This window comes from Paenibacillus sp. FSL R7-0333 (assembly GCF_038000365.1).
GTDB classification, from domain to species: Bacteria; Bacillota; Bacilli; order Paenibacillales; family Paenibacillaceae; genus Paenibacillus_AQ; species Paenibacillus_AQ silagei.
Map to the genome: position 1 here is coordinate 6,140,429 of NZ_JBBOBZ010000001.1, position 20,168 is coordinate 6,160,596.

The 20,168-nt window shown below is 42.3% G+C and carries 19 protein-coding genes and 1 pseudogene; 3 read left to right on the forward strand and 17 right to left on the reverse strand.

All coding sequences use genetic code 11. The features are described from left to right. The first annotated feature begins 123 nt into the window (after positions 1–123). Positions 124–645 carry a helix-turn-helix domain-containing protein gene (locus MKY86_RS25945; protein WP_076082013.1) on the forward strand — a complete coding sequence of 174 codons (522 nt, stop codon included), beginning with the start codon at positions 124–126 and terminating at the stop codon, positions 643–645. A 298-nt stretch (positions 646–943) separates the two neighbouring features. On the opposite strand, the gene MKY86_RS25950 is transcribed toward MKY86_RS25945, so the two are convergent. The 11 genes and pseudogenes from MKY86_RS25950 to MKY86_RS26000 form a co-directional block, all read right to left on the reverse strand. After that, positions 944–1,213, reverse strand: coding sequence for a hypothetical protein (locus tag MKY86_RS25950; RefSeq protein WP_143803824.1), 270 nt, complete (start codon positions 1,211–1,213; stop codon positions 944–946). 29 nt (positions 1,214–1,242) lie between these two features. Then, entirely contained in the window at positions 1,243–3,048 is a 1,806-nt protein-coding gene (locus MKY86_RS25955; protein WP_083685522.1) for a TniQ family protein, read from the reverse strand. Between the two features lie 249 nt (positions 3,049–3,297). Beyond that, the gene (locus MKY86_RS25960) at positions 3,298–3,942 is read right to left on the reverse strand and encodes a hypothetical protein (protein ID WP_076082010.1); all 645 of its coding nucleotides are present in this window, start codon (positions 3,940–3,942) and stop codon (positions 3,298–3,300) included. A gap of 265 nt (positions 3,943–4,207) precedes the next feature. After that, complete coding sequence (locus MKY86_RS25965; protein ID WP_076082009.1) at positions 4,208–6,112, reverse strand: AAA family ATPase; 1,905 nt, start codon at positions 6,110–6,112, stop codon at positions 4,208–4,210. Then, a complete protein-coding gene (locus MKY86_RS25970) occupies positions 6,105–6,587 on the reverse strand; it encodes an ABC-three component system middle component 2 (protein ID WP_076082008.1) in 483 nt (160 codons plus the stop codon). Before MKY86_RS25970 ends, MKY86_RS25965 begins: the two co-directional genes overlap by 8 nt. Continuing rightward, positions 6,584–7,660, reverse strand: coding sequence for a hypothetical protein (locus MKY86_RS25975; RefSeq protein WP_083685520.1), 1,077 nt, complete (start codon positions 7,658–7,660; stop codon positions 6,584–6,586). The genes MKY86_RS25970 and MKY86_RS25975 overlap by 4 nt, the downstream gene beginning before the upstream one ends. A gap of 5 nt (positions 7,661–7,665) precedes the next feature. Then, positions 7,666–8,901: an AVAST type 1 anti-phage system MBL fold metallo-hydrolase Avs1a gene (avs1a, locus tag MKY86_RS25980; protein ID WP_076082007.1), complete on the reverse strand. Its 1,236-nt coding sequence runs from the start codon at positions 8,899–8,901 to the stop codon at positions 7,666–7,668. Between the two features lie 270 nt (positions 8,902–9,171). Further along, positions 9,172–9,411 (reverse strand): annotated as a pseudogene (locus MKY86_RS25985) (transposase); the annotation flags it as partial. 61 nt (positions 9,412–9,472) lie between these two features. Then, entirely contained in the window at positions 9,473–9,799 is a 327-nt protein-coding gene (locus MKY86_RS25990) for a helix-turn-helix domain-containing protein (protein ID WP_076082006.1), read from the reverse strand. Between the two features lie 233 nt (positions 9,800–10,032). Then, positions 10,033–10,839, reverse strand: a complete 807-nt coding sequence (locus MKY86_RS25995) for a TrmH family RNA methyltransferase (protein WP_076082005.1) — start codon at positions 10,837–10,839, stop codon at positions 10,033–10,035. A 31-nt stretch (positions 10,840–10,870) separates the two neighbouring features. Next, positions 10,871–11,530 carry a potassium channel family protein gene (locus MKY86_RS26000; protein WP_076082004.1) on the reverse strand — a complete coding sequence of 220 codons (660 nt, stop codon included), beginning with the start codon at positions 11,528–11,530 and terminating at the stop codon, positions 10,871–10,873. Positions 11,531–11,724: 194 nt separating this feature from the next. Between MKY86_RS26000 and MKY86_RS26005 the strand changes: the two genes are divergently transcribed. Next, on the forward strand, positions 11,725–11,961 hold the full coding sequence (locus MKY86_RS26005) for a small acid-soluble spore protein SspI (protein WP_036700271.1): 237 nt from the start codon (positions 11,725–11,727) through the stop codon (positions 11,959–11,961). A gap of 122 nt (positions 11,962–12,083) precedes the next feature. Here MKY86_RS26005 and MKY86_RS26010 read toward each other — a convergent pair whose 3' ends face one another. The 3 genes from MKY86_RS26010 to MKY86_RS26020 all read right to left on the reverse strand — a co-directional run bounded on the left by MKY86_RS26010 (position 12,084) and on the right by MKY86_RS26020 (position 16,657). After that, the gene (locus tag MKY86_RS26010; protein WP_076082003.1) at positions 12,084–13,670 is read right to left on the reverse strand and encodes a peptide chain release factor 3; all 1,587 of its coding nucleotides are present in this window, start codon (positions 13,668–13,670) and stop codon (positions 12,084–12,086) included. Between the two features lie 334 nt (positions 13,671–14,004). Then, positions 14,005–15,555 carry a glucose-6-phosphate dehydrogenase gene (zwf, locus tag MKY86_RS26015; RefSeq protein ID WP_076082002.1) on the reverse strand — a complete coding sequence of 517 codons (1,551 nt, stop codon included), beginning with the start codon at positions 15,553–15,555 and terminating at the stop codon, positions 14,005–14,007. Between the two features lie 274 nt (positions 15,556–15,829). Beyond that, on the reverse strand, positions 15,830–16,657 hold the full coding sequence (locus MKY86_RS26020) for a YwmB family TATA-box binding protein (protein WP_076082001.1): 828 nt from the start codon (positions 16,655–16,657) through the stop codon (positions 15,830–15,832). 357 nt (positions 16,658–17,014) lie between these two features. Here MKY86_RS26020 and MKY86_RS26025 point away from each other — a divergent pair, with 357 nt between their 5' ends. Then, positions 17,015–17,668, forward strand: coding sequence for a DUF2812 domain-containing protein (locus tag MKY86_RS26025; RefSeq protein ID WP_076082000.1), 654 nt, complete (start codon positions 17,015–17,017; stop codon positions 17,666–17,668). Between the two features lie 95 nt (positions 17,669–17,763). Here the strand turns inward: MKY86_RS26025 and MKY86_RS26030 are convergent, their stop codons facing one another. Genes MKY86_RS26030 through liaF form a run of 3 tightly spaced genes read right to left on the reverse strand, consistent with a single transcriptional unit; the run spans position 17,764 to position 20,159 of the window. Beyond that, positions 17,764–18,423, reverse strand: coding sequence for a response regulator (locus MKY86_RS26030; protein ID WP_036700278.1), 660 nt, complete (start codon positions 18,421–18,423; stop codon positions 17,764–17,766). Positions 18,424–18,438: 15 nt separating this feature from the next. Further along, positions 18,439–19,473 (reverse strand): sensor histidine kinase, encoded by a 1,035-nt coding sequence (locus MKY86_RS26035; RefSeq protein ID WP_076081999.1) that lies wholly within the window; start codon positions 19,471–19,473, stop codon positions 18,439–18,441. A gap of 38 nt (positions 19,474–19,511) precedes the next feature. Next, a complete protein-coding gene (liaF, locus tag MKY86_RS26040; RefSeq protein WP_076081998.1) occupies positions 19,512–20,159 on the reverse strand; it encodes a cell wall-active antibiotics response protein LiaF in 648 nt (215 codons plus the stop codon). Positions 20,160–20,168: the final 9 nt, after the last annotated feature.

Sequence of the window (20,168 nt, forward strand, 5' to 3'; positions counted from 1 at the left end):
TTCTCGTTATTTTTTTAATTTCCATCAAATATTCCGTTATTATTAATCAAAATTATACCTCTTGTCAATTGTTTATTCGAATTTCCCGCAATTTTATGATAAAATAAATAAAATAACGGAGAAATGGGGCAGAAATCATTGAGCACCCTTGGTAATCGGATACGCAAGTTAAGAATTGTTAATAAATTGAAACAAAAGGAACTCGGTGATTTGATTGGAGTTTCAGCTCAAGTCATTTCCAACTGGGAACGAAGTTATAGCTTCCCTGATAATGAAGACACTTCCAAGTTAGCAGGAATTTTGCAAACATCAACTGATTATTTGCTGGGTAGAGTTGAGGATGTTTTTAGTAATCAATTAAAAAAGGCTGCTCGCCCTGATATTCTTGCTAATCAAAATCAACTTTCTGAAGCAGTGCAAAATCAACATCCCACTTTTGACTTAATTAAACTGATTAATTCATCCTATGGAATAGTTGTAAATGATCAGCCACTTAGTGATATAGAAAGAAAGTTGTTAATCAGCACTATAAACAGCATGGTCACTTCTATAACCTTAATTAAAAAGGATCTTTTAGATCAGGTGAAAAATGAAACTGATATTCGTTTTTCAATGGGGCCCGAAGGAACTCTCATTCGACTCTAAAGCACCCTAATTTATTTTCCCTTCACTCTTTCTAACTCAATGAACTTTTGATCTGGTTATTTGATTTACTATTAGTAATTTGGCTTTATCATCAACTTTTCTACTACTCATACAACCAGTATATCCGTATAGATATATTTATATAACTGTACCTATATTCTTTTCGAGAACTCTTTGAACGTTTGAGAATATATTACCTACTTCCAATAATAATTATAAGAATAAAGCCATGAACATGATTGTTTTACAATCTGTTCATGGCTTTATCTAATAATATCTATACTTAATCGTCTTCTCCTCATCGATCCCCCCCTTTTAAATCCATCATCTTTTTATTCCGATCATTCTCAATTGTTAAAGCAAGTATTTTGTCTAGCAATTCTTTATGCTGTTCAGATAATGCAGCATTCAAACCATCTTGATACGCAGCATGATAGGCATTATTTAATAACGAGCTGACTTTTTGAGCGAGTCCATTTCCTTCAAAAGTGCAAATATTAACTTCCTCGACTCCGTCCGTAAAATATACGGACTTATCTATAGCGATGTATGGCTTAAAACCATTCAAATTAAACCCTCCCATCAAAATCACCACCATTAGACTAAATCCTTCACTGTTCTCCTGCTACTTTTGATCTGTTGTATTAATACCGGTGTGTACCTTCTAATTAAGCTATAGTTTGTATGGGTAACTGCGTAGAGCTCTTTCATTGAGACCTTCTCTCCTCCATGTTCTTCTAGATATCTTGTGACTTTCTCTTCTATCTCCATGCTGACTTCTCTGCGCTTCATTTCTAATTGCTTCGCTCTATAAAATCCTACTATGTCTGAGCAGCATTTGTTTCTGATGGTCGTGGCAGAAGTTCCCCACGATTTCGCGACCGCCGATAAGTTTATGGTGGTATCACGCTCTAATAGCACTATACAGGTGTTTTTAATATTCGCTCTGAAAATCGGATCACTACCTTCTGCTTTTGGTTTTGTGTACGATTCAAACAACACTTGTACAACTTGAGGATGATAACGATGTAATAAAAACTGGTCGTAGTTAACCCACTCTTTCCAGAAGCGAATCTCTGCTAAATCAATCCCTTCATTAAGTTTCCTAACAAATTTTCCTAACAATTTCTCATTGATGTCCGGCTTAAAGATATCATCCAAATCAAATATATTATGGATTTTAAAGTATGCCAGTACACGTTGAATACGCCCTCTCTTAAGCCCCATCACTTTTATTCTTTCTGGCCATGTAAGTTTCCTGATATTTCGATTCGATAAGATCTCATACGCCTTTATAAAATAGGAACGCTCTACAAGATGGTTGTCCTCATCTAAGGCATACTCACATCCACAAGAAGGACAGACCGTACAATAGGATAACGACTTCCCGCCTTTCTTACTCTGAAAGATTCCTGTCGAAACTAATCCCCCTCTTATCCCATAACGTTCACACCAGGGAGCTGCGCAGGCAGTACCTGCAACAACCTCACCAATACTTTTCTCATGAAGTGAGTGTATAAACACCTCTGGTACATTTAATTCAAGAAGCCCCCGGACATGTAAGTTCGCTGCATAAAGAACAGAAAATAGCGAAGTAATATGTACTGCGCACTTTTTAAATAATGTACCTCTAGCACACTGAATTAAATACTCCAAACATCCGGAGTATCGACTTTTCCGTATCAGTTCTTTATTATATTTGTCTTGTTGGTCATTCAATATATATACCATTTTAATTGCAATTTCGGACGGAGTAAAACTTCGACCAGTATACTCAATAAGATATTTCCAGTTATCAATTAACCATGCTTGTTGAATTATATTACTATTATCTATAATCTCTCTGCTATCTTTATCTTTGGATAAATACCCACTGCAGTAGGGGCATCTGTTAACGACCCGGATGTCCTGATACAAAATAGAGCAATGACAGTGTCCACACTTATTCATCAGTTGCTTATTATGTTCGGCACAGACATCTACACCTATCAATTTCCAATGTAAATATAAAGAATTTGTATGTGCGATACATTCTGGACAATAATGTAGATCCTCACGTAACAATCCCTTTAGAATTTTACTCTTCTCACCGTTTTCCGAATCTGTAAAAGCTCTAATTAAATTCGTAAAGCTGCTCCTATTCACGTCTACTCTCGTTAAGCCTGTCATCTCATACAACTTATCAATATCCAACATACTCGCTGGAAAGAAATCGATACGTTTTAAATCTCCAGCATGAAGCAAATAGTCCTCATTTCGTTTAACCATTTCAAGCAAACCTACTATATTTCTTCCATTTGCAACTGCTGCTCTTGTTAGGTAGCTAGACAGGGATTCGCATTGAGCTAATTTACTCCGTACTGTAAAGTGTTTAATTCTATCCCCCCTAACTATAATGAGGATTACATCACTTACTCTAAGACATTAAAGTACTCTTTAGAAAACCACTTTATTTGCTCTACTCTTCTCGTGAAGATTGATTAATCACTCTGGATTCAAGAGAACTTTTAACATTATCAACGTTTGAAACTAAAAATATACAAAGAGATATATCAATCAATATAAAAAATAAAAAGACATCTATCAGAGTTAACATTTGACGGATGCCTTAAGAGTATTGGATAAGTTTTAACTATTTTTCATACCCAACTTTTATTTCATTAATCTTTGCATTCTCAAATTATTTCTATTCTTACCTTTCCGTTCATCCTCATCTTTTTCTCTTTTCTTTTCTTTTAATGCTTCCTCTAAGATATTTTTGACTAATACAATCCAACGAAATCGTCCAAAGTAAGTGTAGATTATCAAAATTAAAAAGATGGCTATAAAGTAAATATTCATTTGTAAAGCGTTGAATGCTGCTTTTGTAACTTTAAAGTATTCCGCGGCCATTTCATTGGTTTGTTTTATTAGATTTCCTGTTCTTTCGTCAGGCTTCATATTTTTATTTAAATCTTTATTCAATTCTTGATTAGCATTATAAATCCAATCCATCGGTTTCATTGTGAAATTAATTTGAGTATTTATAGAAGTGAAAATCATAGTAAAAATTAAAGCGAGGATAGTAATGATTGATGTAAGCTGCTTATAATGTTCGAATTGAGTATCAATGCTAGCCTTAATTGAGATTATTTCCGATTCTGTATGATCCTTTACTAAATCACTTCTTAATTTATTTATATCTCCTAATTTTAGAATACCTAATCCCCAGAAACCTATACTATACTTTTTTCTAATGTACTTACTCGCTGTTTCCATTTCATCAAGTTTAATAATTTTAGGATTCTTCTTATTCAAATGCCATTCCCCTTTTAATCTAATATAGCTACAAATAACTGAATAAAAAATATCTGGCCAAAGTCCAACTCACAATTTTCAAGCTATTCCCTCGCACATGACAAAAGATCAACTTTTCTGAGAAACAGGGAAGAACAAAAAGCGGGACATATGTCCCACTTTATTCCCTATTTAACACTTCATTTGGGTTATATTACCATAATTTATTATTGAATAATATCGGAATATTTGAAATTTTTCGAACTAGAGTTAACCTCCATAATTATTACAAATTTTCAATATCGTCTATCAATCCGTAGGGCAAGTCACGAGTTCCCTTTCCGTCAAATTTCACAATAATATCATTATCGTCAACAAAATCAGGATGTCCATTATTAATAACAATTAATTGAATATCTTCTACTAAAGCAGTATCTTTCAAGGATACAAAATATTTAATGATTGAATTAAATATTTCTTCATCCTTAAAATCATCTTCAAATTCAGAATCTGCCCCTAAGTTTTTTCTCGGTGAGTCAATTATCATAAGACCTAGATGATTTTTATTTTCAAACAATAGAAGAGCGATGGCTAAAAAATAGGCCATGGTAGTCATTGTGACGGCCCCACCACTTCCTAATTCATCGTATTTCACTCCCCTAACATAAGGCAAATAATTCGACTCCTTAATATAAGCATCAGTTAGTTTTGGGAAAGAAAAATCCTTTAATATATCAAAAAACAATTCGGATAGACTTTGGATCAAATCAGTTTTTGATACGTTGTTTTTTTCGATAGACTCAATAGATAATTTTAACGAATCACGTAGTGCTTCCTCATCAATAATATTTTGAGTGATTTTTGAAAATTGATTTATTACAGAAGTGCTTTTTTCTAGTTGATCCAAACTACTATTTACTTTTCCAATTTTATAATTTGATTGCTGAATTTGATCAAAGAAAGGACTTAAGTAATGATTTTTTAAGTGATCTAGTTCGCGTTGTTTTATATGTAGCTCTTCTAAAAGTGCCTTTCTTTCGTTTTTGCGTTCATTGATTCTGGTTGTTTGTTGTTCAATAAAAGCTATCAAACTATTAAATTTTTTGTTTAATCTTCGATTTTCACTTTCAAAAATTGCGATTTCTTGGTTTGACAGATCCTCAAGCTCACTTCCACATAAATTACATCCTTCTTTTGCTCGTATAGGATTTAAACATGATGGACATGAACTATAGTCATAACTATTTAAAATGATCGCTCCTTCTACAATAAAATCAATTTTTTGCATTTCTCGTGAATACTGATTTCTAAGCAAAAATAACTTATCAACATATTTTTCTTTGTCCACAATTAGCATGTCTATATTCGTTATCTTATCTTTTAAAATAATTATTTCGCTTTCTAAATTCAACGTCACAGACTCATCATAAGTACCATGTACTTTTAAGCCTTCGAGTATTTGATTTTCTTCATACAACACTGTTAAAAGGCGGTTTTTTTCATTCAGATAAGTGTCTTGACTTAACATATTCATTTCTTTCAAAAATTCATATACCCCAAGTCTTTTATTAAGTAAAAATTCTATGTAATTAATTTTTTCCTTTAGTTGTTGCTTCAATTCTCCTAACAATTCGTTATAAATATTGAATATTATTTCAAATGTAGGCTTTCTTTTCAAATTAGAGCCTGAAGTCTTTTCCATTAATAAATTTTCAGAATCAATAGTTGACTGTTTGACATATGAGTATTTGAATAAGTCCCTAAAACTAAAGGCTTGATTAGCAACAGTAATTTTAGGAAGCCCAATTTGCTTCAACAAGTATGCGGATAAAGAATTTTCATTGGCAGGAGAATCGATTTCAAGCAAGTTGAAATTCTTTTTAAATTCTCCGGTTTCTTCATTCCAATTAAATATTTTCACTGGTCTTGTGAACTCAAATAATGGTCGAATAATTCTAAACTTATCTTCCCCGATCCAAAAATCTAATTCTACTTCCTTACAGCTTTTACCTATCTCAATATAGGCTTTATGCTTTTCACTTCCAAAAGCATAGTTAATCATTTCCGCAATAGAGGACTTTCCTGTCGACATAGGGCCAGAGATATAATTTAATCCTGTTTTGAAATTCACTTCGTAATTTTTCCTGAACCCTATTAATGTCAATTTTTCCAACCTAATCTTCTTACTCATGGTCAACACCTTCTAACTTTTCTATAATCAGACCCTCGACTTTAGTATCAGCTAATTTAGACAACGACTGTTTGATATACTTAGAAAGCTTAGCCAGTTCTCTATAGTAAGAACTCTGCATTTGCCCTAAAACATCTTTACCATTTTGATTAATATAGAAACTATAATCATTACTTATTATTTTTTTTTCGATTAAATTTTTACTTAATAGATATCTTAAATAGAGATTATATTCATCTCTATCTGGCTGCCAATGAAAGTATGAATAATATTCACTAAAGTCTTTTATTTCTCTTTCAGTTATTTCATTTGATGGAATCATAGTGTGAGGATATTTCATAAAAAAATCATATAACATAATTCGATTAAGACTCATACTAAAAGACTTCTTGGATTCGAACTCAGAAATAAGTGTTAGTATTCTAATTGAATTGAGAGTCAAGTCACTATTAACCAGATCTAAATCTTTAATCAATTCTCCTCACTCCTTTCCGATATGTAACTTATTAATCTAGTTTTATAGTTTTTAACCCAACCAACCTTGCATTCATCTGATAATTGATGAAGGATGCCTTTTTTTACAAGTAATGGTATATCAATATTAGTTTTAAGGGTAGAATTGTTCAAATCTTCTACTCTTTCGTAAACCTTTGCCAAAAGCTCATTTCCATCATTCTCTTCTTTGTATGGTCGATGTTGTGTTTTCCATATACTCTTTACATTCTCTTTTAGCATAGCGAACTCTTTAACTTCAAATGAGAAGCCCCGGCTCACTATTGAACTACTTACGATTTCAGCATTGAAAAATTCTTGTTGGCAATCTTCATGATCAAATATTCCTGCTGACTCAAGCTTCATAATGAACATTGATTCAGAAAAGTCGATGCCCTCATCAATTTCATATATCTCACCCATACTGAATTCAGGAATAGGTTCTTCTACTGGAATATCAAGCTTGAGTAGAGCCTCACTAAGTCTTTGCACACTCACCGAACCAAGTGAAATAACTCTTCCATTAGTTTGTGATTCCGTTAGAACAACACCAACTAATTTTCCCTCTACAAACAGCGGAGCCCCAGAAAGACCGCTAAAATCCGCCATATTAGCATCATAGTTTAAATCAATATCCCAATCGTATGGTCTTGTCATATCATTTGACACTATTCTTGATACATTATTTTTCGTGAAATGCCCCATATCCCATCTGGCAACGGGGTATCCATACGTCTCATATATATTATCTTTTTGTATTTGAAAATTCGAGAAATTCAAGTATAAATTACAATGTATAGGCTCATTTAACTCTAAAATAGAAATCGGCATATTAGTATCTTCAGATGCTTCTAATGGTTCCCCTTTACGTTCAATCACTTGGTTTGTTATATTAAAAAACTCAAGGATTATTTCTTTTCCTTCTAAGTAATATTCATTAATAGCATGTCTGGCTGTCACTGCTCTAGTAGGAGATATTAGAAAGACTGTAGCTCGATCCTTTACTTCATCATCCCCACAGATTAATCTTCCTACTGCTTTTTCATATGTAATCATTCTAACTATCCTTTCTGGATTTCGATTACTTTTATCTGTTGGCCGTTGGAAAAATCTGTTGTAAAATGATAGTTTTCCTTTAACGTTTCATCAAGTAAGATTTCATTAGATACAGGATAATTAAATATAAGCCTCCTCTTAATACTCTTTCTAGAGATAATTCTAGCAAGTGTCTCCATATTAGGGTGTTCATTTTGTCTCCCATTTGTAGAAAATAAATAGATTGGAGAATCGATTAACGAAAGTAATTCAACACTTGTATTTCTGTAACTTCCGTGATGAGATACTTTTATCATGTCAAAAAAGGGAGTATACTCTTTTTCACTCACCAATCTTTGTATATTTTCTAGAATTATACTCGGATGAGCATCCGCTAAAAATAATAATTTGTATTGTTTATACTCCAAAACAAAGGATATAGAGGACCCATTAACAACAGAATTGTCTGTACTCAGTTTCTTTTTCAAAAGATTATCGAGACTAACTTTCACTTGTTTACCTGATATGTCTACACTCTCTTTATCATCATTTTCATCATGAAGTGACAACAAATAAAATTCGTAAGCATCATCAAATAGTTTATTTTCATTTAATTTAAAATCATACTTACTTTTTCGTAATTCTTTGATCCAGTTTTTTTCCAATTTTTTCAGTTTTTCTGTATTGGGAGATAACAATTGTATGTTAATTTCAGAAGTCAGTGAAATATATTCTTTCTCATCACAATTAATAGCAGTATTATTAAATAATCTATTCCAGTTATATTTCCCTCCATAGAGTAATCTAGCTAAAGTAGATCCATCCTTTGCACTAATATCTTTATTGGGCTCATCTTTTCGCCCACTCCTAATAATAGAGGATTTGCTAGTTATTCCATTTAAGATAATTATCTCGTTTTTATCCAGTTCTTCTTTTTTCTTTTGATTCAGAAAATTCAAGTGCCTGTAGCTATTATGCCAAACTTCTTTAATCGGAATAATCTTCGGATTATCTGCTGCCCCGTTTTCCTTAAATAGTTCAATAATCCCTTCAATGTGATCCTTGTCTACATGTGTAATAACAACAAGACTTAATTCTTCACCATCCTTAGACATTTGTAACAACCGTGGCTTCAAATAATCATGATATGTTTCGGAGAAGCCACCATCTATAAGAATATTTGTTTTTTGCTGATCGTTAATTCGTATTAGGAGACAATCTCCTTCTAAAGCTGGAAAAACCTCAATTTTAATATCCGACAAAATTACCCCTCCTTTTACTCATTTTATCATATTCTCACTTCATATCCAGAAATATTATAGTTCTAATCTCCCATACATTAATTATTTATTCTGTGATACCTGTCCATTGAATCACTTTAATTTCATTTTTTTATTTGAGCATTTTGCATAATTCATATTTTGATTCGAAGTCCGACTTAGGCCACAGCGAAATCTCAATCTTGTGAAAGCTGAGCGATAAAAGGACAGACGGTCAGAATTTTGGTGAAACTTAAAATTCAAGCGGTCGTGTAAAGGACAATTCACTTGACCTGTCGCATGCGGACAACGGAATTTCAAATGTATCTTCTCCTGTCCCCAATACGTCATGGAAAAGCCCATCGAACAACAGGGTGTGCCTTTGCTGGTGATCCTCGCTGGCGGTTCCTTTTCATTTCTAGGATTTAGCGGAATAATGGCTTGTGCCTTGACGTTCCGGGTCGCCTCGTATTTTTCCATTTGGTCGTAGCCGGTATCCAGCATAAAGTACTTTCACTTTGAATTTATTTTAAAAGCATTAGAGATAATATTTTGAGTATGAGGAATCCTCATCTCATATATGCAAATCTCTTTTAATCTTTGCAATCTGTAATAGTTCTAGTTGCTCGCTAGGATTAAGTCCCCTAACAATCTGCAGTAACTCCGCTATTGTAGCAGTTAACTCACCAATAGTTGAATGTTCCCTCCCAGTCAAAACCCATTCATAAGAACAACCAAACACAGTACAAATTGAAATAACAGTCTCAATCGCTGGTTTGCTTTTTCCAGACTCCAGATCACTAAGACTGCCTTGAGAAACACCTATTTTATTAGCAAAATTAGTTTGACTAAGATTATTTATTTTTCGTAGTTGTTTAATATTTGCCCCGATAGTATTCATTTATCCGCTCCCATTCTACGATTTGTGCCAATAATTGTTCCAAGAGCTTTTGCATCTAAAATCAGTTTTGGTCATTTAGAGCATCATAGATAATGTCCAAACAAATTTTAAAAAAAGCCCTGATAAATCAAGGGTTTCTTGACCATCAGGACTGAAATACTTGTGCCAAAAATCGTTACAAACCAGTGACAAACTACGTTACAAACGGTGACAAGATGACTTACAACTCACAGCTATAAAGGTTGGTTAAGATAATTCCCCCGCTGCCGCATCCCCTCAAACAGCAGGATTGTTGCGGCCATTGCCGCATTCAGCGATTCGGCGCGGCCGGCCATCGGGATGAGGATGCTTTTATCGACCATTGCGGCCGTCTCCGGGGAGATCCCCTGTCCTTCGCTGCCGATCAGCAGCCACTGGCTGCCGTGGAAATCATGGGTGTAGCAGGAATCCTCCGCCGTCAGCGAGGTGCTGACCAGCAGCGCACCACGCTCCCGTGCCTGTGGCAGAATCGTGCCGAGCTCGCCCTCCACTACCGGGAGATGGAACATCGAGCCCATCGTGGACCGGATGGTCTTGGGATTGAAGAGGTCGGCGCAGCCCTGGCCGAGGATCACGCCGTCCGCGCCCGCCGCATCCGCGCTGCGGATGATAGTGCCTACATTGCCGGGGTCCTGGACCCCGTCCAGCACCACAACCAGGCTGTCCGGCTTCGCCAGAATGGCCTCTATCCCCTTCTGCTCCTTCCGCACAATGGCGAACACCGGTTGCGGTGTACCTGTGCTGCTGCACTTGGCAACCACCGCTGCCGACACGCCGATGACCTCCATGCCCTGTACGGCCTGAAGTAGCGGCTTCAGCTCAGACGGCATACCTTTATCGAGGTCAAAAGCCAGGCATTCCACATCTGCTTCCGCCTGCAGCGCCTCCTGCACCAGATGAATGCCTTCCACGATATATTTACCGGACCGGTCACGGTGCTTCTTCTCCTGCAGTCCGGCCCATTCCTTCACCCGCGTGTTCTGCGGCGACATAATTTCCATAGGGTCCTACCTTTCTGTTGCTTACAGATTCCTATTGATAAGCCATTTCCAGCTTCGTCAGATTATCCTTCCGTCCGACAATGACAAGAACATCACCATCGGTCAGGCGGTCCTCCGCTCTGGGAGAGATATTCATTTCCTCTCCCTTACGGATCGCCATAACGTTGCAGCCATATTTGGCGCGTATGTCAAGCTCCTGCAGGTTCTTGCCCAGCATCGGTCCTGAGACCTTCATGTCGAGAATGCTGTACTCCGGTGACAGCTCGATGTAATCGAGGATGTTCGGAGAAGCGAGATGATGCGCCACCCGCATCCCCATGTCCCGCTCCGGGTAGATCACCTTATCTGCTCCGATTTTACCCAGCACCTTGCCGTGCAGCTCACTTTTGGCTTTGGCGATAATGGCAGGTACGCCCAGATCCTTCAAGATCAGCGTTGTCAGAATGCTGGCCTGAATATCCTCCCCGATGGCGACTACCACCACATCGAAGTTACGGATGCCAAGCGCACGCAGCGCCTCTTCATCCGTGGAGTCTGCAGATACGGCATGGGTCACAATATTGGAGATTTCCTGGGTGCGCTGTTCATCCGCATCAATGGCCAGCACCTCATAGCCCATCCCGCTGAGCGCTTTGGCCACACTTGAGCCGAAGCGGCCCATGCCGATGATCGCATACTGTTTTTTTGCCATTAAGCCTTGTCCCTCCCGCCCATATAATACATCTCACACAGTATAGCATAAGCCGTTATAAACTTGAATGTTCAGCGCTCCCGCAGGGCACCTTATAAGAAGGCTGCTTACCTGACTAAGCCCCTGCTTTCGAATTCAGTTTTGCGATGCTGATTCAGGAAGCAGATGCTCACAAAACTTTAAGGAGGCCGATTATGCCAGTCACCCTTGATTTGCGCCAGGCCATCATTCACAAGGTGCACGGCCAGTCCGAAGAAGGTCTGCGGGAGGTTATTGAGAATTCCGTGGACGGGCCGGAAGCCGCGCTTCCCGGACTCGGTGTCGTCTTTGAGATGATCTGGAAGGACCTCGACCCTGCGAAGCAGGACCGGGTTCTCTCTATGCTGCACAGACATCTGGACAAGCTTACCCCAGGGTCCATCACCTCCTAGAGGAGGCCCATCCCGTCAAAAACCTCCGCACCCCACCGTGCTGCTGCACAGGTGGAGCCGGAGGTTTTTTATAGCCTAATCGTACATATGCTTAACTACTCATCTTACTTCTATTACACCCATCAAGGTGCAGTCTCCAGGAACTTCGCGGTCGGATTCTTCTCCATCGCGGTCCGCATAGCGTATTCGTTCTCGAACAGCACTACGTAATTGCCCTTCTTGTCCGTAACCAGAGTGGAGTTGATCCGGAACTTGCTGGCATCCGGCTTGTTCTCATCCACGATCCAGCGTGCGAACTGGTAGCTCATGCGCTGAAGCTGCACATCCACGCCATACTCACCCTTCATGCGGTATTCGAACACCTCGAACTGCAGTTGTCCGACTACACCCAGCAGAATATCATCGAAGTTGACGGTACGGAACACCTGGATCATACCCTCTTCGGTCAGCTGGTCAATCCCCTTCTGGAATTGCTTCGACTTCAGTGCATTCTTGATGGTGACTTTGGAGAAAATCTCCGGCGAGAAGGTCGGCAGCTCATCGAATTCGATATCTCCGGCCTGACTTAGTGTGTCGCCAATCCGGAAGATGCCCGGGTCGAACAGACCGATAATATCCCCCGGATACGCCTCTTCAACAATGTCCCGGTCCTGGGCAAGGAACTGCTGCGGCTGGGATAGCTTGATGTCTTTGCCGGCACGTACATGCTTCACACTCATCCCGCGCTCGAACTTGCCGGACACGATACGCAGGAAAGCGATACGGTCACGGTGTGCGGGATTCATGTTCGCCTGAATTTTGAATACATAGCCGGTGAATTTCTCATTCGTCGGTTCTACAGCACCTGCTGTACTGCGGCGTGGTTCAGGCTTCGGCGCAAGCTCCAGGAAATTATCCAGGAACGTCTGCACACCGAAGTTGTTGATAGCACTGCCGAAGAATACCGGAGTAATCTCTCCGCGCAGCACCTTCTCATAGTCAAAAGGATCGCCCGCTACATCCAGCAGCTCCAGATCCGCGCATAGCTGATCATGCAGATACTCCCCCGCCATCTCACGGATAATCGGGTCGCGGTAGCTCTCCACCTTCTGTACTTTAATTACGGAATGATCATCGCCCTGGAACAGCTCGACCTGATTCTTCATCCGGTCATAGACGCCGCACAGCTCACGGCCCATCCCAATCGGCCAGTTCATCGGCACCGAGCGGATGCCCAGCACATTCTCCAGCTCCTCCATCAGATCAAACGGGCTGCGGCCTTCACGGTCTAGCTTATTAATGAAGGTGAAGATCGGAATGCCGCGCTTCGCGCAGACCTGGAACAGCTTGATGGTCTGTGTCTCCACACCCTTGGCTACGTCGATCAGCATGACCGCGCTATCAGCCGCAGTGAGCGTACGATAGGTGTCTTCACTGAAATCCTGGTGACCCGGAGTATCCAGAATGTTCACCCGGTGGTCAAGGTAATCAAACTGCATCACAGAGGACGTAACCGAGATTCCGCGCTGCTTCTCAATTTCCATCCAGTCACTGGTGGCGTGCTTGCTTGCCTTACGGGCTTTGACTGTACCTGCCAGACGGATGGCACCTCCGAAGAGCAGCAGTTTCTCTGTCAGTGTAGTTTTACCCGCATCCGGGTGGGAAATAATCGCAAAGGTTCTGCGTTTGTCTACTTCACTCTGAAGCTTATGGTCCGTTGCTTTATTCATTGCACATATCCCTTCATCTATAAATTCATGCTTACTTCTGCCTCTATTGCCGGATCGATCAAATCGGACTGCTATTCATGGATTCAGATCCTTTCCTTAGAGATTCAACGTCTATTTCTTGAACGTAACGTTTACCATGTATAGGATCATCTATAGCGCTAGGCTTAGAAATCTTTATGTTGAAAGCATCCTTCTCAGTATAGCAAAATCCGGCAGAGATTATCTACAAAAAAGCGCCTGTAGTGAAATATCTTGTAATATAAATTCACGATTCAGCAAAAAGATCCCCCCGCAGCGAGATGCAGGAGGATCTGTAACAGTTCTTCTTCAGGGACTAGCGGTTAACCTGCCAGACCACATTGTCTTCATCCTGGCCGTTGACTGGCCACCAGTGGAAGCCTTCTCCGGCAAGCAATTGGTCGGCTTCGACCGGGCCCCAGGAGCCCGCAGGATAGGAAGCCAAGTCGTTGCTATCTTCCTTCCACGCCTTGGCAATCCGGTCCACGAAGGACCAGGCCGAGGACACTTCATCCCAGCGGGTGAAGTAGGTGGAATCGCCGCGTGCAGCATCATGCAACAGACGCTCATACGCCTCCGGCGAGTTGATGCCGATCATGCAGCTCTGGCAGAAATCCATGGCCAGCGGCTGAATCTCGGATTCCGAGCCCGGCTTCTTCGCATTGATCTTCACGTAGATGCCTTCCATCGGATTGACACGGATGACGAGCAGGTTCGGCTCGAGCTTGTGCTTCTGGCCCAAGTAGACGTTGGTCGGCATTCCTTTGAACTCTACAACCACTTCGGTGGTCTTCACAGGCAGGCGTTTGCCGGTACGGATATAGAAAGGAACTCCAGCCCAGCGGAAGTTATCCACGAACACACGGGCTGCGAAATACGTCTCTGTATTCGATTCCGGGTCCACTTTGTCTTCCTGGCGGTAAGCCGGAAGCGTCTTGCCCTTGTAGAGACCTTGAGTGTATTGGCCGCGAACTACGTTCTCGCGGACTTCATCAGCGGTCGCGTAAGGACGCAGCGAACGTAGAACCTTCACCTTCTCATCACGGATATCTTCAGCCAGCAGACGGCTAGGCGGTTCCATAGCGATCATCGTCAGCAGCTGCAAAATATGGTTCTGGCCCATATCGCGCAGCGCCCCCGCATGATCGTAATACCCGCCGCGTTCTTCCACGCCCACAGTCTCGCCGAGTGTAATCTGAATGTTGGCGATATGCTTGTTGTTCCACAATGGCTCAAAGAAGGCATTGGCGAACCGGATCACTTCAATATTCTGAACCATTTCCTTACCCAGGTAGTGGTCAATCCGGTAGATCTCCTCTTCCTTGAAGACTTGGCGGATCTGTTCGTTCAGTTCCTCAGCGGATTCGAGATTGTAGCCGAACGGCTTCTCGATGACCAGACGGTTCCAGCCTCTGGCCTGCAGCATCCCGCCTGCCTTGAGGTTGAAGGATACGCTGCCGAACAGCTCAGGCGCAAGCGCCAGATAGAACATGCGGTTGCCCGGAATATGGAACTTCTCCTCCAGCCGCTCCGTCTGCTCATTCAGCTCACGGAAGCCGTCAATATTATTGATGTCGAGTGACTTGTATTCAAAATGCTGTACGAACTCGTTCCACTCTGCAGCATCACCTGCCTGATAACGGCAGAATTCGCGGATGGATTCCTTCACATCTTCCCGGAATTCATCCTGAGTGCGGGGACGCCGAGCCACGCCAATGACCGCAAAATCTTGGGTCAGCTTGCCTTCACGGTACAAACTGTAAATCGCCGGAAAAAGCTTGCGCCGGGCCAGATCTCCGGTTGCACCGAAGATAAAGAATACAGCACCGGGTGTATGCAGTGCATCAAGGGTTTGATTTTCAGCCATGGCTCCTCATCTCTCTGTATGTAATATAGTTGACATTCATTCTCAACGCCTGGTATGAAACAACATACGACTATAGGCGTGATGTCATTTTATCATAATTGCACGGAGGATGCCATCACATTCCTGACAGTTTTTCTCGGGATTTCGCACTTTTCCATTACTCTTTCTTATGCCTTCACCGGATTACGCTTATATTACTGGTGTCTTCCTCTTTCTCGCGAAAGAAGTCCACCATTATAATGCCACAACCTACACTCCACAATTGAAAGCCTACCTAATATTCTATAGTAATAACAGGGAGTCCAATCGTTACCCTATTGCTGTTATCATTGTCATTTTTGTGGACAGCCACTTGCAGGGCAATCTTATGATCACCACTGTTCACGAACCGCTTGATACCTGGAATTGCATAGGAGCGGCTGACCGTGGACACATCCTCATAGCTTTCCATCCTATGCAATCCACTTTCCTCTGCTGCAATCGATCCTTCTATTGCTGCAATTGCCTCCCCAGGTGATTCCAACGACGAAGCTGTGCCCTGTAAAGATGCATTCCATTCTGGCGTGATTCCAGCCGCCATCATCAGTTTACCCGTTTTCTCTGCCGCATCCTGAGACCATTCTGCCTTCAGCGGATTCTGGGTTTCGAAGGTTACAAACACATAACTTCCACCCTGTTCCAGATTAGTCCAGAGCATGGATAGCTTGCTGAAATCACCTTGGGAAGCAGCGGCTCTATACGTCATATACCCATCCTTATCACTTCTGGCAACCTTTCCGAGACCAAGCTGTTCTGCCAGCATGGTGGCATTCTCTTCCGATTCATCGCTATCCCCGCTGTATTGTCCCTGCCATTTAAGGACAACACGTAACGTTGTACCTGGAACTATTACCTCTTGCCCAACTGATGATAACAGAGACAACGACTCCGGCAGACCGGCAAAAACTGAAGATTCAGAATCAGTAGCTGATGATACTATGGCTGTGAGCTGTTTATCTCCACTACGGAATCCGGCCAGCATAAACAAAGTTAGACAAAGACAAAACATCAGCAGTGCCAGCTTCCCTTTATTTTGACTGCAACCCCGATCATTCTGCTTCATCTATTCATCTTCCTCTCACTGACTCTAGCAATCTACTACATAGGATAACCAGAATCAGTAGAGGGTATACATAGAAAACACATTTTTGTTAATAAAGATTGAGGACTGCTGATCAGCCATTGTTGGGTTTTGATACCTCTAGATATACCTTCCATGTTAACCTGTAAATAAACAAAGATTAGCTCGATAGTTTTTCAAGGTCTGGGAAAGGCTGGATTGAGCTTCATGAGAATAAAGTTCAAACCAAAAAAAACAATACATAATTACAGAGGCTGGAAAGGAAAGTGCATTGTTAGAATTAAAAAGACTTCATTCACTCTACCAGTTAGGACTTCAAACTATTGAGGAGGCTGAAACATGAAAAAAAGTGTCTTTAAAGTCTTTATTAATGCTCTCGAAAGTCAGGAAAAATGGCTTAATTCTATGGTAGCTGATGGCTGGCGCCTGGTTCAGGTTCGAGGGTGCTTTTACAGTTTTGAAACCTGCCATCCGAGAGAGTATGTTTACAGAATACAGTTTGTAGCCGATCAGTCCATTCAGCAGTTGGACCAATATAAAGAATATTTAGATGACTTAGGTTTAACTCATTTTTCTCAGAGCTTGAACATCGGGAAGTTTGCGATAGGCAATAAGCGTTGGCGTCCCTATGGGAAAGGAGCTACTTCATTTGCAGGTTTGCCTGGAAACATAAATTCCGAGCTATTGATTCTGGAAAAAAAGAACGACGGAACTCCCTTAAATATTTTCACTGAACGAACGGAAGCGATTCAGTATTACACCAAAATAAGGAATGCCTTTGCTATTGCCTCAATTCTTCTTGCACTCACCTTTTTCGTAAGTAATCCTTCACTTTATTCCCTTATCGCAGATTTATATGAAAACGGCACTGCGGATTGGCGGATTTTCTTTAAATTTTTAATCTTTCTCCTATTTGTGCCTTTCTGCTGGACTGTGTTTACCTTCACCCGTAAAATAATAAACATCAAGCATGAGAGTCATACATACGAATAGCTTTATCTTAAATAAAAAAACAGACCACGGTATCTTGAACATACCTGGTCTGTTAATAAATTCCTATTGTTATAGTAAGTAAACTCCTACTCAGCTTACTCCGCCAGTCCATTCTTATATGCATAAATAGCCGCCTGGGTCCGGTCTTCAACCCCCAGCTTGGCAAGAACATTCGTGACATGGAATTTCACCGTCTTGATTCCAATAATTAATTGATCGGCAATATCCTGGTTGGATTTGCCCTGGGCTAACAGCTTCAGCACTTCCATCTCGCGTTCGGTAAGCTCTTTGTAAGCCGGTGCCTCTCCTCTTGCATTGGAACGGAAACGGTTCATCATCTTGGAAGCCACCTGCGACTCCAGCACGGACTGGCCTCTTGCGGCTGCCCGGATCGCATCAGCGACTTCGCTGGCCCGTGAGGTCTTAAGCAGGTAACTGAAGGCTCCCGCTTCAATCACCGGATACATCTTCTCATCATCCAAATAACTGGTCAACACAATCACCTTGCAATCCGGGTACAGCTTCAGCAGCTGTCTTGTCGTCTCGATTCCGTCCATGCCGTCCATGACCAGATCCATCAGCACCACATCCGGTGTATACTCCTGGGCCAGACGGATGCCCTCTTCGCCGCTTCCGGCTTCACCTACGACCTCGATTCCATCCTCGGTGCCAAGCACCGCAGCAAGTCCGATCCGGACCATCTCATGATCGTCTACCAGCAGGACCTTGATTGCATCATCTTCTTCTATCTCCATCACTACACCTGCCCTCTATTCATTGACTACCGGTACGGTAATATCGATCCGCAAGCCTTTGCCGGGAGCGGTGATGAACTGGATCGAGCCTCCGATCTCTGTAATCCGCTCCTGCATATTCGACAGACCGTAGGAGGTCTGCTTGCTGTCATCCATCTCGAAGCCGATTCCGTCATCGCGCAGCGTCAGCCGGACCGTATCGCCCCGGCGGTGGAGGCGGATCTCCATCTTCTCCGCTTTGGCATGACGGAGCGTATTGGAGATAGCCTCCTGCACAATACGGAACAAATGATTCTCCACGCCCTTCAGCAGCTCTACACCCTGATCCATCTCGAACACAATATCAATCGGCACCTTGATCTTCAATTCCTTAATCAGCTCCTGAAGACCTTCCTCCAGCCCCTTGCCTTCCAGATACACCGGTCTCAGATGCAGCAGCAGTGCCCTCATCTCCGACTGGGCTACTGCCGACATCTCCTCGATCAGCGCGATTTGCCGCTGTGCCTTATCGAAGTCCTTCTCCAGCGTCCGGCCTACGGCCGTTGCCGTCATGGAGATGGCGAACAGCTGCTGCGATACCGCATCATGCAGCTCCCGTGCCAGCCGCTGCCGCTCCTCGATAATTGCCGTAACCCGCGCCTGCTCGGCAAGCTTTGCATTATTGGTGGAGAGCCGCTGCAGCGTGTTCACCTGATTCTCCCATTTGCCGCTGATCCGCCCGAGCTGTTCCCCGAGCCGCCCCAGCTCATCATTGCCGAGGTCCGGCATGGCCGGGGTGAGATTGCCTTTCTCCCAGGCGACCAGGGTGGCCCGCAGTAATTCCAGCTTGCGCTTGCTGCGGAAGCCCTGATAGAAGCCGTACCCGATTCCGAAAGCCAGCGGCAGCAGAATCAGCGTCAATCCTGTCCTTACGCCAATCCGCCAATCCTCGAACGGCCGTAGTAGCCCATATGTATACATAATATATGCAATAACGAGCAGCATGAACAGAGAGAACAGAGCTCCCTCACCCATACTGCGCGTTACCATGTTACTGCTTTTTTTGTCCATGCCGGGAGCTCTCCCTTCTCTCTTGGTCTAACATACTCTTAGGGGAAGCGTATGTCCAGATCCCCCATCAGATAAGAAATGTTAAACTTCACTTTATGCTCGCAGCTGTCATAGTTAGGTGACTTCCAGTTCAACCGGTTCAGCATCCCCGTATCGCGGTTACTGCCGGTCTCAATCGAGCCGAACAGCACGAATGCCTCAATCTCCACCCCGTAATCCTCAGACAGCAGGATATCCACATCACCAAAAATCCCCTGATACAGCATAATCGTCTCCTGCTCTTCCGCCATGGCCAGGGAAAGATCCACATCCACCTCACCCAGCACATGCCAGGCGCTCAGGCTGCGCATCACCCAAGGCGAGAGATCCCAGTCGAATCGGGAAGAAAAGCTTTGCTTCTGCACAAACCCCGCCTTGCGCTGCATTCTTTTCGATTTGACAAAGAACATCCCCAGCGAAAGCAGGCAGATGCCAAGCACCAGCAGCAAATGATCCAGCAGCAGCAGTACCGCTCCGACTCCCATTAGCTTATAGCCTTGCTTGACCCTGCCCGACGTCGTCCGGTAGATTCCCAGCAGCAGGAACAGGAGTGCGACAATGGAGAAGAAGCCGAGCCATTTGCCAAATATCATCAAGCAGCCTACACCAATCAATCCGATGGCAATCAAACGGTTCCGTTTATCCATTTCCGCACC